The organism is Saprospiraceae bacterium, from assembly GCA_016712145.1.
Taxonomy (GTDB): Bacteria; Bacteroidota; Bacteroidia; order Chitinophagales; family Saprospiraceae; genus Vicinibacter.
This window is the reverse complement of record JADJRO010000001.1, coordinates 2,011,002-2,025,688: the sequence shown is the minus strand read 5'-3', so window position 1 is coordinate 2,025,688 and position 14,687 is coordinate 2,011,002. Positions and strand designations below refer to the sequence as shown.

Genomic DNA, 14,687 nt, shown 5'->3' with positions numbered 1-14,687 from the left:
ATTAAAAACTTTCAGGTTTAACCCTGCAAAAATAATATTTGGTTTAATAAAAGCTCATAAAATTCTAAAAATTATTTTTTTTTATTCAAAAATACATATTCGAAATTTTACTATTTAATTTATAGTAAATTAATCAGATATATATAACAATTAATTAAAATATTAAAAAAATTAGCAATTTTATCAATACATTATATATGATAATATTTATAATATATTAACTTCTAAGAAAATTTTAAGGTGTTATTAATTCACTTTTAATCCAATATTATATTTGGCAATTTTATGTATTTGGAATATCTTCTTTTTTAAATTTGTATAAACTCTTAGCTTCTTCTTCAAGGTAACGTTGCACCAATTCGAGCGCATCCGGTACTACATCACTGCAAACAACGATCAAAGAACCTTCTTTTACATTTTCAATGGCATATTTGATGGCTTCCGACTCTTTTGGAATAACTTTAAAGGGTTTGTCGATGTCGTGTTGCTTAATTCCAGCTGTGAGCATATCGATAATTTCCTGGTCGGTTTTGCCTCGGAGGTGTTTGTCTTGACGTACAATGATTTCATCAAACATCTCGGCTGCAACCTTGCCGATTCCTTCATTGTCTTCTTGCCTTCTATCACCAATTCCAGCAATAATTCCCACTTTCGGATAGGCATCAATTTTATCAATAAACTTCTTAAGTGCCTGCAAACCTGCTGGATTGTGTGCATAATCCAATAAAATACTGAAATGTTTAAAATCAAACATATTCAATCGGCCAGGAGTTTGGGCCGGACTTGGTATAAACGATTCTAATGCGGCTTTGATATCATCCAATTCAAATCCATTAAAATAAGCAGTCAAAACAGCAGGTAAGACATTCTGAATCATAAAACTGGCTCTGCCCCCGTATGTCAATGGTACATTGACTGCTTTAACAATTCGCATTTTCCATTCTCCTTTGCAAATGGTAATAAATCCGTTTTCATAGATCGCTGCTATGCCATGTTCACGCATGTGCTTTTTGATCCGGGGATTGTCTTCATCCATCGAAAACAAAGCAAGCTTGCAATTAATCCGCTCTCGCATGGCATAGACCAGGTCATCGTCTGCATTTAAAATGGCATAGCCATCTGGTAAAACCGATTCCACAACCACACCTTTAACCTTTGCCAATTGTTCCATGGTGTGGATCCCTTTTAATCCAAGGTGGTCGGGTGCTACATTCGTGACAATGGCATAATTGCAATTTTTAAAGCCTAAGCCTGCACGAAGTATTCCACCTCGGGCCGTTTCAAAAACTGCAAAATTGACCGTTGGGTCCTTTAATACAAACTCAGCACTCCCAGGTCCACTGCAATCTCCCTGCATCATTAAATGGTTTTGAATATAAATGCCATCGGTTGTAGTAAACCCTACTGTATAACCCATCATTCGGGCCATGTGTGCAATCAAACGGGTCGTTGTGGTTTTGCCATTGGTTCCGGTAACGGCTACAATAGGAATCCGGCTGTTTTTTCCAGGTGGATACAACATATCAATCACAGGGGCCGCCACATTTCTTGGTAAGCCTTCTGCAGGCGCCAGATGCATTCTAAATCCGGGGCCGGCATTGACTTCGATCACTGCACCACCCACTTCTGAAACGGGCTTGCTGATGTCTTTAGTTAAAAAATCAATTCCACAAATATCCAAGCCAACGATTCGGGAAATACGCTCCGCCATAAATACAGTATGTGGATGGACAATGTCAGTAACATCCACAGAAGTGCCTCCTGTAGAAAGGTTGGCCGTGTCCTTTACAACCAAAACCTCCCCTTTAGCTAATACGCTATCTAAAGTATAGCCTTTTAGCTCCAATAACTTTAAGGTGATATCATCTACAGTGATATAAGTAAGTACTTTTTCATGCCCATAACCGCGTTTTGGATCAGCATTTGTTTTTTTAATCAAGGCATCAATATTCAAAACACCGTCTCCAATAATTTGAGCCGGAAGCCGCTTAGCAGCTGCAACCAATTTATAATTAATCAATAAAATCCGGTAGTCGTCACCAGTTATGTATTGTTCGACGATCACCGCATTGGAAATCTTCTTGGCCATGTGAAATCCTTCCAACGCTTGTTCCCAATTCATGATGTTGGTAGTCACTCCGCGTCCGTGATTTCCATCGATTGGTTTTATAACCAATGGATATTTCAAATAATCTACTGCTTCCTGAAGACCGGTTTCTGTTTTAATTATTTCTCCTTTTGGAACGGGTATTTCAGCCTGGCCGAGTAAAAACTTGGTATCTTCTTTATCACCCGCAATATCAACTCCAATACTGGAAGTTTTACTGGTTACGGTTGCTTGAACCCGCACCTGATTGCAACCATAACCCAGCTGACACAGTGAATATTTATTCAGACGAATCCAGGGAATGCCTCTTGCAATGGCTTCTTCTATGATGCTGGCGGTACTTGGCCCTAAACGTTGAATTTCACGCAACTCTCGCATTTCCTGAATGTCATCTGTCAAATCGTAAACAGTCCCTTCAATCAATGCTTCAGCAATTCGTACCGCCGCTTTAGCAGCATATACGCCGACTTTTTCTTCCAAATAATCAAATACAACATGATACACTCCGGGTTCACCATAACTGCGGGTCCGGCCAAAACCAACATCCATTCCTGCCATGGTTTGAATTTCCAATGCAATGTGTTCTACGACATGCCCCATCCAGGTACCTTCTGCTACGCGTTTGTAGAAGCCACCGGGTTCGCCTTCCGAACAACGATGTTCGTACAATCCTGGCAACAAGGCTTTCATTCGTTCTAAAAACCCATCTAGAATATTGGTTGGTTTTTGTTCGAGATCTTCCAGATCTAAAACCATGACAATTAATTTGTGTCTTCTGATGGACCAGTAGTTGGGTCCGCGCATGACATTGATTTCCCGGATTTTCATTTTGGTTCGATTGAGGCCTTAAGGTAATAATTTTAGGCAATTATCTGCATTCCTTTAGCTTTGTGAACTATTTTCAAGAGCCAAATCATGGAATTTAAAGGAACACTGATACCGGTGGGGGGGAATGAAAATAAAGGAATAGGCCTGAAAGAATCAGAATGTCTGGACTTTATTAAACAAGGAATTTTATCTGCGATCGTTCGTGAAAGCGGCGGGACCGGAGCACGAATCGTGGTAATCACTACAGCATCCAGCATTCCGGTTGAAGTGGGTGAAAATTACAGCCAGGCCTTTGAAACCCTGGGTTGTCAGGCTGTTCAGATCGTCGATGTCCGCAAGCGATCCGAAGCACAGCTAAAAAAGAATGTAAAACTTATTGAAGAGGCCGATTGCATTATGTTTTCAGGCGGAGACCAATCTAGAATCGTAAAATGCTTTGCAGATACACATGCTCATCAAATCATTCGAAAAAAACTAGAAGAAACTAAATTGGTGCTCGCAGGAACCAGTGCAGGGGCTATGTCCATGTCCCTTCAGATGATTGCAGGTGGAAGTGTGGTGGATGCCATGCAAAAAGGCAATGTCAAAATGGCCCGGGGGATGTCCTATCTCGATCAAGTTATCATAGATACTCATTTTATCCAACGAGGGCGTTTTGGAAGGTTGGCTGAAGCGGTTGCCCGTTTTCCGAATCAATTAGGGATCGGACTTGCAGAAGACACCGGACTCATTATTAAAAAAGGCAATGACTGCGAAGTCATTGGCACGGGTATGGTGGTTTTATTTGATCCTCGAAATCTGAATCACAACCGCTATATAGATTTAGAACCCGGCACGCCCATGTCACTCAGCAATTTAACCACCCACGTTTTAGCCAATGGCGATCGATTCCGGATTCGGGAACGGAGTTTGAAAATTCTCCCATTAGAAGCTTCGTTTGTGGTAAACACCTAATTTTTTAAAGAAGTTTTAATTAATTGGAATTTTTTTACCAAATTTGCATATAAATACTTGATATTTAATTAATTCTATTGTATATGAGTCAGTTAAATATTAATATTTTTATAATAAAATATACTCCCTGAATATGTTCGCGAAAAAATTACTCGCTTTCCAATTGCTTTGCTTACTTTTTGCAGGTTATGTATTTACCACCTGTACAAGAGAAATAGCTCAAGATGTTACCAGCCTGGATGATCAATTAATTAAACAAGTTAAATCGGCATCTCCAAATGGAGACGTTCGTGATTACATCCTGGTAAGTGGTGAAAATTTAGCTGAAATTCCTAATCAGGATCCCAAAAATATTTTAAATCCAGCAAAAGTTAGATTAGGCCGTATGCTCTTCCACGAACCAGCTATTGGAATTTTACCAAACAAGCCGGTAGGAATGACTTCCTTTAGTTGTGCCTCTTGTCATATTGCCAGCAAATCATTTACGGCTGGACGCATTCAAGGTATTGCCGATGGTGCCGAAGGCTTTGGAATTTTAGGCAACGGCCGCAATAAAAATCCATTGTATACGGGCGACGAAGTAGATGCACAAGGTGCAAGACCCTTACCAACAATTAATTTAGCCTATGTCAGAAATGCACTGTGGGCAGGTTCATTTGGGTCCTTTAGTTTAAATATTGGGACAGAATCCGTTTGGCGTCAGGATACACTGACTGAAGTCAATTTTAAAGGATTGGAAGGTTTGGAAGCCAATAACATTCGCGCATTGCAAGTGCATCGTATGACTATGAACGAAAATTTGGCTTCTTACTTAGGATATAAATCTTTATTTGATGAAGCCTTTCCAGAAATTCCACTTGAAGAACGTTATTCATTAATAACTACTTCATTTGCCATAGCTTCTTATTTCAGAACCATTACAACCCACGAAGCACCTTTTCAAAAATGGTTAAAAGGAGATCATGCTGCGATGACCGAACAACAAAAGAAAGGCGCTGGTTTGTTTTTTGGAAAGGCAGGTTGCTACCGTTGTCACAACAGCCCATCCTTAAATAGTTTTAATTTCTTTGCATTGGGTGTGTATGACTTATATGAAAATAAAATCACTGAAGTATTTCGTACCGGACCAACAGACAAACGCGTTAAAGGTCGTGGTGGATTTACCGGCAAAGCAGAAGATTTATACAAATTCAAAGTACCGCAATTGTATAATTTAAAACCAGTTGGTTTTTATTTTCATGGAGGAAGCAAACAAAGCTTGAGAGAAGTAGTAGAATATTTTAATAAAGCTGAACCTGAAAATCCGATAGTACCAAAATCTCAAATCAGCGGATTTTTCCAACCTTTAAATTTGACTGAGCAGGAAGTCACAGACCTTACTGAATTTTTAGAAAATGGTCTGTACGATCCAACGCTTGAAAAATATTTACCGGATCATGTATTGTCCTTTATGTGTTTTCCAAACAACGACAGCAGGTCTAGGAAAGAATTGAATTGCGAATAAGCAAAGAAAACAGTTTTTTCAACTTTTAATCGTAACAAGTAGTTCCTGAAGGCGTCCTCGCCGAGGGTAGATAGTTGTTAATTGCAAAGAAAAGTAAGAGTTCCTGCAATCAACAAACAACTATCAACTATCAACAAACCATTAATTTATTTCATGCAGAGAAGCAAAGAAGAAAAAAGAAAAGAAGCAAAGAAGCAAAGAAGCAAAGAAGAAAAGAAGAAAAGAAGAAAAGAAGCAAAGAAGCAAAGAAGAAAAGAAGAAAAGAAGCAACTACCAACTACCAACCATCAACTACCAACTATCAACCAACAACTAACAACCAATTTATTTCACGCTAAGATCACAAAGGAAGAGCACAAAGGAAGAGGAGGGATGCTCTGTATTCCTTCGTGTGTGTTTCCTTCGTGGACTTTGCGTTATAGGGATTTTCACGCCGAGACGTAGAGTCACAAAGAAATGCAAGTGTTCCTTCCAACTATCAACTATCAACCAACAACTATCTACTATCAACTATCAACCAACAACCAATTTAACGTTGCTGCCAATCCATAAACAATAGAGCGGTATAATCAAATAAAACATTCTTGCCAGATCTCCTGATAACAACATTTGGAATATAACGGCCAATAAATACAACGCACAAACAATATGGGTTTCATTTATTTTAAAAATCATCTTAGGCTTATTTTTTATCCAAACAAACATCGGAATCAATATCCAAAAACCGCAAACCGAAAATAAATCGTACATTCCATGGAAACTAAACAGCTTTATAATGGAATCCCGAATGCTTGAAAATGAATCAGCAACTTTTGTAAAACTATTTATAAATGGATGCCCCAAATAGAGATCCCAAAAATAGCGAAATCCAAATACCAGCATTCCTGAAATTCCTATTAGTACCATGCATTTAAAAAGCTGTTCCCGCTTCATGTAAATAATCATTGGAATAAAAAAAACAAAAGCTTCTTTGGCCCAGGGCCCGAAGAATATTCCTGTTACAAACCAATAGTCTTGTTTGCTAAAAAATCCATACAAAACCAACAGCAGACTTAAAAAATACAAACTATCTACCAGTGGAAGTCCTGCAATTTCCATAGTCCAGCGACAACTTAAAAATGGAATCAATGCAAAGGCCGCGATCCAATGATTCATACCAAAGTTTCTACAAAGTTTGAACAGAAATACACCTGCAATCGACAGGATGCTCACATTAACCAACAAAAAACTAAAACACAAGGAAAAATTTCCATCAAAACTAAGTGGATGTAAAAGTTCGAACATCCAACCAAAACTAAATTGTACGCCACATGCTACTAAAGGAATAAGGATACGATAGTGCCTGACAGGACTTTGGTTCCAATCAAATTGAGCCATCTTTAAATAATCTTGAATATCCGGACTCTGGTCCATTGGAAAATAAATCATAACTTCAAATCCCAGACTAAATAGAATGCAAAAACAGATGCCAAACACAAGCAACTCTTGAGCGTACTTGTTAATTAATTGTTGAAGTACTTTGATCATATGACAACAAAAATAGTAAACAAACTATCTTTGAGTCGATTTAACAAATACAATGGCACTACTAGATTCTTTATATACGGCAGAACGAGCCAATGAACATGCTGTTTCTGATCGGCCGGTTTTTATGCGGCAATTGTTTGCCTATGAACGGGCCGTTTCTGAAATTAAAGGTTCTGTTTTAGAAATAGGTTGTGGTGAAGGGTATGGAATTAAATTGCTTGCGCCGCATGCATCCAAATATTTGGCATTGGATCGGCACATTCCCTCCGACCTTCGCAATTTTGATCAGGTAGAATTCATTCAAAAAGAAGTTCCCTGGTTGGAAGGCATGGAATCCAATCAATTTGATGTAGTCATTTGTTTTCAATTGATCGAACACATTCAGGAAGACACCACCTTGTTGTCAGAAATTTACCGGGTATTAAAGCCTGGTGGAAAATTAATTCTGACCACACCCAATAAAGAAATGTCGCTTACGCGTAATCCGTATCACATGCGCGAATATAAAACGGAAGAATTCAGAAATTTGATCAGTCATTATTTTAATCCTGACCAAGTTTATTTTGGCGGAGTCTATGGCGATGAAAAAATTATGGATTACCAATCTAAAAATGCAAAAAGCATATCAAAATGGAAACGTTGGGATCTTTTCAATCTGGAAGAAAATTTACCAGCTAGCTGGTTTCAGATACCATACGATATTTTAAATCGACTCAATCGCAATAAACTAAAAAATCAACACGACCAACTGGTTGGTGATATAAGTACTGCTAATTATTTTTTAAAAGAAATGGATGGCAAACAGTTGGACTATTTTTGTATTGCAAGGAAGTGAACACTACTGCTGGCTTGAAACGACTGGACAATGCTGCAATGCTACAATGTTACGATGCTATAATACTGTAATTCTGTGTTAATAACTTGCCTTATCTAATGTCGTTTATCCAATTGTTTCCAATTTCCATGTAACTCTTGATTTGGATCATAGGATTGTGTTTCACTCATCAGGTATTCTCCTTTGTCATTGACCCACGCATTGGTATAACCTGAAGGCAACTGTATATTATTTTGTCCGTCAGAATATCTATCTACACCGCGCAAATAATCACTGAATTGTTGATTGCTGCGTTCATTTGATTTTTGTGTATTCCAATAGCTGTCGCTGATGGTTTTTGAAATTTGATCATTGGTTTGACTAATTATCTTACTGATTTGTCCGGCAGCATATATGCGTTGATAGACTGCATCAGAAAGCAACTGGGTAACTTGTATAAATTTATTATAAAAAGCTAAGGTCAATTTGCTGGAAGATTTTACAGTTAAAGCAATGCGTCTGCATTTTTCTAGTTCCCCAATGGGTGCTTTGCAACTGTACAATCCGGAAGCCCACCAGATAATACCGCTTAATGTAGCATACCCTTGAGAAAGGGAATTTGTAATTTCCAAATTGCCATAAAACTCTTCTTCTATGTCATTTTGATTTTCTTTGTAACGGATACGAACCAGTCCACCAGTAGAATGGGTGCGAAATGATGTACCCTGAACGGTATGATCTGATGGGCCACTTCGGTTAATAATTTTTTCTTCCGTAATTTGATATTGAATTCCTTGCCGATGTCGTTTTATAAAATCTTTTAATCCAATTAGGATATTTTGCGGAGGCGGATATCCACTGCTTCCCGTAGGACCTTCACTATAAACAGATCTTATATCAGGATATGCAAAAATTTTAAAACGTCCATTTTCACTTTGTAAAGTCCCTTCATAACGAATCGGTAAAGTCGCATCCTGATACTCCCAATACAACCGATCCTGAATGCTCCATCCCTCCGGGATTAAACACGTAATAGCCGTCATACCCGATCCTTCCCGATCCAAAATATAATGCGGAACCAATTTCATGGTTATCGGATTGGCAACGACCTTTTTAGTTTCTTGTTGGTTCCTTTTAAGTGCTCCCTTTTCTGCTTGTGAATTTGAATTTTGCTGACAAGAACTACATAAAAGAATGCACAACCAAATCAAGGTCATGTTTAATTTCATTTCCATTGCTTAGATTTATCAAAAATAATGAAGAATGTTGCAATTCTGCAATTTTGCATTGCTAAAATGCTACAATATTTGAATTAGTATTACTTTCAACTTAGATGTAATTTCTTGCTGAAACTTATTATTTAAATAAAAATAGGCTGTTATAAATTATTTTTTAGCCTTTAGCCTTTAGCCTTTAACCTTTAGCCTCTAGCCTCTAGCCTCTAGCCTTTAGCCTTTAGCCTCTAGCCTCTAGCCTCTAGCCTTTAGCCTCTAGCCTCTAGCCTCTAGCCTTTAGCCTTTAGCCTCTAGCCGCTAGCCTCTAGCCTCTAGCCTTTAGCCGCTAGCCTCTAGCCTCTAGCCTCCTAGCCTCTAGCCTCTAGCCTCCTAGCCTCTAGCCTCCTAGCCTCCTAGCCCCAGCCTCTAGCCTTTAGCCTTTAGCCTCTGGCCTCTAGCCTCTAGCCTCTAGCCTCGGCTCTAGCCTCTAGCCTCTAGCCTCTAGCCTCTAGCCTCTAGCCTCTAGCCTCTAGCCTCTAGCCTCTAGCCTCTAGCCTTTAGCCTCTAGCCTCTAGCCTCTAGCCTTTAGCCTCTAGCCTTTAGCCTTTAGCCTCTAGCCTTTAGCCTCTAGCCTCTAGCCTCTAGCCTTTAGCCTTTAGCCTCTAGCCTTTAACCTTTAGCCTCTAGCCTTTAGCCTTTAGCCTTAATTTCAGTATCGCAGCATTACAGCATTTCAAAATTCCTTCTGATTTCTTTTCTATAGACTACAGCCCTCCTCTTTTCAGACATCCCGACTTCCTAAAAATGCACCCATCCCTGTGCTTTGAGTGGATGATGTTTATTGCTGTTACTTTTTAATTGTACACCAAATGCTGCATCTTTAATTTGGCCGATATAAATCAAATCGGGAAACATGCGGACTTTGTTAGAATCTTCTGGACTCACACAGAGAAGCAATTCATAATCCTCCCCACCATTTAGTGCGCAGGTCAATGGATCCATATGAAATTTTAAAGCCATCCATTTGGTCTGTTCGTTTATTGGAATCAATGCCTCTTCGATTTCAGCACCGCATTGACTTTGTTTACATATATGTAAAAGATCGGAAGATAATCCATCGCTTAAATCAATCATGGCATGCGGTGCAATACCGGTTTTTGCTAACCAATCTACGGTTTCACGTTGTGCTTCCGGTTTTAAAAATTTACCAATCAGGTATTTTTGATTTTCAAGGTCCGGTTGAATTCCAGGATTGGATAAATAAATTTGTTTTTCGCGTTCTAATAATTGCAATCCTAAATAAGAAGCACCCAATTCACCACTAACATAAATATGGTCACCTGGTTTTGCGCCATTCCGGTAGCTGATTTTATCAGCATCTTGCACACCAATCGCAGTAACAGAAATTACAAGGCCTCGCAACGAGGCAGTGGTATCGCCTCCCACTAAATCGACCTGATAGGTTTCACAAGCCAGCCGAATGCCTTCATACAAAACTTCAAGTGCTTCCACTGAATACCGATTTGAAACAGAAATGGAAACGGTCACTTGTTTAGGAATTGCATTCATTGCATACACATCCGACAAATTTGATACAACTGCTTTATATCCTAAATGTTTGAGAGGAAAATAGGCCAAATCAAAATGAATGCCTTCGACCATCATATCCGTTGTAATCACAACTTGTTTGTTTTCAGGATTAAAAACAGCAGCATCGTCTCCAATTGCTTTAATGGTAGATGCATTTGTTGTGACAAATAATTTTGTTAGCCGCTCTATGAGTCCAAATTCACCTAAATCTGCAATTTCCGTACGTTTAATATCAGAAGGCGTTTCATTCATATACTTTGTATTAGTGTTTGTACAACCGGCCATATATCATTTAATGGGATGGGAGCTGTAAATGCTACATCCAGATGGGTCGTTGGATGGGTAAAATTGATTTTCCAGGCATGCAAACCGATACTTCGGTCTTTATTGGATCTGCGTGCACCGTATTTGACATCCCCTTTTATCGGAATTCCCGCATGGGCCAGTTGACTTCGAATCTGATGAAATCTTCCGGATTTTATCGCAACCTGGATTAATAAATAATGGTCCATTTCATTCAGTACCCGATATTCTAAGCGGGCTAAATCTCCGGCCTCATCCTTACTTACATACGATTTTTTAAATTTCGAAGATTTCTGTAGCCGGTTTTCTAATTTACCAGTCGCATCGATGACTTTTTTCTCTACCAAGGCCAGGTATTCTTTATCCATGCCATTGTACGTATTCTGTTCATTTAAAAGCGCTGCATCATCTTTTGATTTTGCAAACAATACAATGCCCGACACAGGTCTGTCAATTCGATTGCATAAATGCAAATCCCGTTTACAATAAGCCTGTAATAATTTATGTAAAGAGGGATCTTTGCTCAAATCATCCTGCACCGGCATTCCGGAGGGTTTATTGGCAACTAATACGTGGTGATCCTGATAGATAATGTAGTCCCGGATGGAATCCAAAAGCTGTAAGTTTTATTTTATTTCTTCGTAATCTGAATAGGAATCTTTTGGTTTCTTTGGATCTTTGGGCTGGATGATAATGGTCTTATCTTTTAAGAACAGGATGTATAAGGCATAAATTGCCAATCCAAAGACAATAATTCGAATCATAAACATCGATTAAAGCAATAAAGATATAGCTTTCATACAAATTCGAGCCCTGTGTGCGTTATGCCTAATTAGCAGCAGCCTGATTTATGCAGGAATTTCATACTTTTACAGGAATTATTTTTATTATATATAAAATATATATTTATAAATCATTGATTTTAAGATGAATAATAAGTTTAACAAAACCAACATCGTTGGTTGGCTCGTTTTTTTTCTCGTTTTTATAGTTTACTATTTTTCTGTAGAACGAAGTGGCAGCTTGTGGGACTGCGGAGAATTTGTTCTCGGTGCTCATAAACTTCAGGTAGTCCACCCGCCGGGTGCACCCTTTTTTATTATAATCGGTAGAATGTTTGCCTGGATTGCGGAAATATTTTCTGATAATCCAGCCTACATCGCATTTGCAGTAAACCTGATGTCAGCCATGTGTTCATCTTTGGCTGCCATGTTTGTTTGTTGGATTACCATGATGTTTGGCCGTGTCGCCTTATTTGGAAGAGATTACAACAATGAAAACAACGAATCCTGGGCAGTTTTAGGTGCAGGTTTGGTAGCAGGCCTTTCAACAGGGTATATTTCCACCACCTGGTTTTCAGCAGTCGAGGGAGAAGTATATTCCATGTCTACGATGTTTACGACCATGACCATGTGGGCCGCTATGAAATGGTATTATCTGGAAGACAATCCAAAAAATGATAAGTGGTTGATTTTTGCTGTATTTGCAGTCGGATTATCAACTGGGGTGCATTTGTTATCCTTATTGGCCTTCCCAACCATTGCAATTTTGTATTACTACAAGAGATTTCAAAAACACAGCTGGCTGGGTATGTTTGCTGCTGCTTTTGCAGGGATTATTGCCATCTTCCTGTTTCAGATGTTGATAATTACCGGAATTCCCAATTTGTGGAGTTTTTATGAAAAATTATGCGTCAATTCTTTTGGATTGCCATTTCATTCCGGATTGATTCCAACCATCATTACAATTGTTCTGGCAGCCTATTATCTTTTGCGCTATTTTAAAAATAAAGGAAATGATTTAATGCACAAAGTGGTCTTCACATTGGTGCTTTTATCAATATCCTATTCAACGGTTGGTGTTGTTATTATTCGTGCCAATGCAAAAACACCCGTTAATATGAATGATCCGTATGATGTGATGCGATTAATTCCATATCTCAATCGCGAACAATACGGAGATCGCAGTTTGTTAAAAGGTCCTATATTTGATGCAAAACCAATTGATACCAAATCGGAAGACCGCTGGGGACGGGTTGGCAATAAATATAAAGTAGTTGACCAAAAATATGATTATGAGTTTCGCGAAAAAGATAAAATTTTATTTCCGCGGATAAGTCACAGCGACCAGGGTCGCCCTACCTTATATCGCATGTGGATGGAATATTTACAAGGTTCCAAAACAGGTGCGCCCAGCATGGCTTTCAATATGAAGTTTATGTTCAGCTATCAGTTTGGCTGGATGTACTTGCGTTATTTTTTATGGAATTTTGTTGGAAGACAGAATGCCGAACAAGGATTTTATCCATGGATCACTTTAAAAGAGATCGAAATGATTTCATGGCATTGCTGAGTTTCTTTATTTTAACTGGTATTGCATTGTGCGTATTTAATAATTCACCTCCTAACGAACCCAGAGAGCGGGACTATGTTTTGGAAGGTTCCTTTTTAACCTTTTGCATCTGGATTGGAATGGGAGTTTTATTTCTAACGAATTTATTGACGGAACGACTTAAACTAAATGCTTCTGTATCAGGTATTGGTGCATCTGCATTTGGATTGTTGATTCCTCTGGTATTGGTCACACAAAATTTTGATGATCATAGCAGGATGAAAAGTTCTGCTGCTCGGGATTATGCATCTAATATACTCGAATCTTGTCAACCCAATGCGATCTTGTTTACCTACGGAGATAATGATACGGATCCTGTTTGGTATGCACAAGAAGTGGAAGGAATCCGAAGGGATGTGCGTGTAATCAATTTAAGTTTGATTGCTGTAGATTGGTATATTGAAAATCAACGTAGAAAATTTAATGAATCCCCTTTGGTGAAAATGTCCATTCCACAGGAAAAACTTCGGGGAAGTTTAAGAAATCAAGTATTTTATTATAACCCAGAAAATCCGGATGGTTCCGGTACAGATAGATCTTGGTCAGCCGCAGAATTTTTAAAATTTATTGGGGAAGATCACACGATCGAATCAGGAAATGGCCGCAAGTTTGAAACACACATGCCAACGCGAAATGTTTACATCAGCATCGATCGTGAAAAAGCAATCGCGGCAGGTTTGGCTTCAGCCAATGATACCAATTTTGTAGATAAGATTCCTGTGAGTTTAAATTCAACGTATATTACAAAAGATGATATCGCAGTGTTGGATATCATCAATTCCAATATTTACGATCGCCCAATTTATTTTTCAGTTACTTGTAATGGAGAAAAATTGATGGGATTGGATGATTACACGAATTTAGAAGGAATGGCTTTAAGGGTGGTTCCTGTAAGAACTAAAAGTGATCCAAGTTTATACATTTATGGAGCAGGAAAAGCAGATCTTGACAGAAGTTATGATGTGATCATGAATAAATTCCGTTGGGGTAATTTTGACAAAGAACAACAATTTGTTGATCACAGTTATGCTCCAAGTATTCAAGCCATGCGTATGATTATGATGCGGACTGCTGTCAGTTTACAAGAAATGGGAGACACTGCAAGAGCTTCTAGAATGGCAAATAAATATTTTGAGGCATTTCCAAATATGAACTTTCAGTATGATGTGCGGATTATGCCGTTTATTCAAGTATTGATCGAATCAGGTGATCAGGAATCTGCAAAAAAACAATTGCGCATCCTTGCAACAGAAACAGTCGATATGCTGAATTTTTATGAATCATTAACGAAAGAAGATTTAGAAAAAGGCTTTTCTCAGGATCGAAGTTTGTCTTTATCTGCTGTCAGGGAAATTATTGACCGTGCTAAAATGCTTCAGGATGGTGCATTCTTAAAAGAAATGGAAACATTGCTCAATAAATACAATGCTGCCAATCCGAATGCACCAAACTAAG

General features: G+C 38.5%; 12 protein-coding genes. 6 read left to right on the top strand and 6 right to left on the bottom strand.

Annotation, left to right across the window (positions count from 1 at the left end; all coding sequences use genetic code 11):
* Positions 1 to 283 precede the first annotated feature (283 nt).
* Positions 284 to 2,935, bottom strand: a complete 2,652-nt coding sequence (gene cphA, locus IPK91_08565; GenBank protein ID MBK8297310.1) for a cyanophycin synthetase — start codon at positions 2,933 to 2,935, stop codon at positions 284 to 286.
* An 87-nt stretch (positions 2,936 to 3,022) separates the two neighbouring features.
* On the opposite strand from cphA, the gene IPK91_08560 reads away from it, so the two are divergent.
* The 3 genes from IPK91_08560 (at position 3,023) to IPK91_08550 (ending at position 5,837) form a co-directional block, all read left to right on the top strand.
* Entirely contained in the window at positions 3,023 to 3,889 is an 867-nt protein-coding gene (locus IPK91_08560) for a cyanophycinase (GenBank protein MBK8297309.1), read from the top strand.
* 133 nt (positions 3,890 to 4,022) lie between these two features.
* On the top strand, positions 4,023 to 5,393 hold the full coding sequence (locus IPK91_08555; GenBank protein ID MBK8297308.1) for a hypothetical protein: 1,371 nt from the start codon (positions 4,023 to 4,025) through the stop codon (positions 5,391 to 5,393).
* Positions 5,394 to 5,474: 81 nt separating this feature from the next.
* Entirely contained in the window at positions 5,475 to 5,837 is a 363-nt protein-coding gene (locus IPK91_08550) for a hypothetical protein (GenBank protein ID MBK8297307.1), read from the top strand.
* A gap of 69 nt (positions 5,838 to 5,906) precedes the next feature.
* On the opposite strand, the gene IPK91_08545 is transcribed toward IPK91_08550, so the two are convergent.
* Complete coding sequence (locus IPK91_08545) at positions 5,907 to 6,920, bottom strand: hypothetical protein (GenBank protein ID MBK8297306.1); 1,014 nt, start codon at positions 6,918 to 6,920, stop codon at positions 5,907 to 5,909.
* A 52-nt stretch (positions 6,921 to 6,972) separates the two neighbouring features.
* On the opposite strand from IPK91_08545, the gene IPK91_08540 reads away from it, so the two are divergent.
* Positions 6,973 to 7,755: a class I SAM-dependent methyltransferase gene (locus tag IPK91_08540; protein ID MBK8297305.1), complete on the top strand. Its 783-nt coding sequence runs from the start codon at positions 6,973 to 6,975 to the stop codon at positions 7,753 to 7,755.
* A gap of 95 nt (positions 7,756 to 7,850) precedes the next feature.
* On the opposite strand, the gene IPK91_08535 is transcribed toward IPK91_08540, so the two are convergent.
* From IPK91_08535 to IPK91_08520, 4 genes are all read right to left on the bottom strand, one after another.
* Positions 7,851 to 8,969, bottom strand: coding sequence for a hypothetical protein (locus tag IPK91_08535; protein ID MBK8297304.1), 1,119 nt, complete (start codon positions 8,967 to 8,969; stop codon positions 7,851 to 7,853).
* 777 nt (positions 8,970 to 9,746) lie between these two features.
* Positions 9,747 to 10,790, bottom strand: coding sequence for a thiamine-phosphate kinase (gene thiL / locus IPK91_08530; protein MBK8297303.1), 1,044 nt, complete (start codon positions 10,788 to 10,790; stop codon positions 9,747 to 9,749).
* Positions 10,787 to 11,455 carry an RluA family pseudouridine synthase gene (locus IPK91_08525; GenBank protein MBK8297302.1) on the bottom strand — a complete coding sequence of 223 codons (669 nt, stop codon included), beginning with the start codon at positions 11,453 to 11,455 and terminating at the stop codon, positions 10,787 to 10,789. The genes thiL and IPK91_08525 overlap by 4 nt, the downstream gene beginning before the upstream one ends.
* 12 nt (positions 11,456 to 11,467) lie before the next feature.
* Positions 11,468 to 11,605, bottom strand: coding sequence for a hypothetical protein (locus IPK91_08520; protein MBK8297301.1), 138 nt, complete (start codon positions 11,603 to 11,605; stop codon positions 11,468 to 11,470).
* A 163-nt stretch (positions 11,606 to 11,768) separates the two neighbouring features.
* Here IPK91_08520 and IPK91_08515 point away from each other — a divergent pair, with 163 nt between their 5' ends.
* Both IPK91_08515 and IPK91_08510 read left to right on the top strand, forming a co-directional pair.
* Positions 11,769 to 13,193 (top strand): DUF2723 domain-containing protein, encoded by a 1,425-nt coding sequence (locus tag IPK91_08515; GenBank protein ID MBK8297300.1) that lies wholly within the window; start codon positions 11,769 to 11,771, stop codon positions 13,191 to 13,193.
* Entirely contained in the window at positions 13,148 to 14,686 is a 1,539-nt protein-coding gene (locus IPK91_08510; protein MBK8297299.1) for a hypothetical protein, read from the top strand. Before IPK91_08515 ends, IPK91_08510 begins: the two co-directional genes overlap by 46 nt.
* Position 14,687: the final 1 nt, after the last annotated feature.

Bases quoted from the DNA above. Each gene is read 5' to 3' on its own strand.
- cphA (MBK8297310.1), bottom strand. From the start codon at position 2,935: ATGAAAATCCGGGAAATCAATGTCATGCGCGGACCCAACTACTGGTCC.
- IPK91_08560 (MBK8297309.1), top strand. From the start codon at position 3,023: ATGGAATTTAAAGGAACACTGATACCGGTGGGGGGGAATGAAAATAAA.
- IPK91_08555 (MBK8297308.1), top strand. From the start codon at position 4,023: ATGTTCGCGAAAAAATTACTCGCTTTCCAATTGCTTTGCTTACTTTTT.
- IPK91_08545 (MBK8297306.1), bottom strand. From the start codon at position 6,920: ATGATCAAAGTACTTCAACAATTAATTAACAAGTACGCTCAAGAGTTG.
- IPK91_08540 (MBK8297305.1), top strand. From the start codon at position 6,973: ATGGCACTACTAGATTCTTTATATACGGCAGAACGAGCCAATGAACAT.
- IPK91_08535 (MBK8297304.1), bottom strand. From the start codon at position 8,969: ATGGAAATGAAATTAAACATGACCTTGATTTGGTTGTGCATTCTTTTA.
- thiL (MBK8297303.1), bottom strand. From the start codon at position 10,790: ATGAATGAAACGCCTTCTGATATTAAACGTACGGAAATTGCAGATTTA.
- IPK91_08520 (MBK8297301.1), bottom strand. From the start codon at position 11,605: ATGATTCGAATTATTGTCTTTGGATTGGCAATTTATGCCTTATACATC.
- IPK91_08515 (MBK8297300.1), top strand. From the start codon at position 11,769: ATGAATAATAAGTTTAACAAAACCAACATCGTTGGTTGGCTCGTTTTT.
- IPK91_08510 (MBK8297299.1), top strand. From the start codon at position 13,148: ATGGATCACTTTAAAAGAGATCGAAATGATTTCATGGCATTGCTGAGT.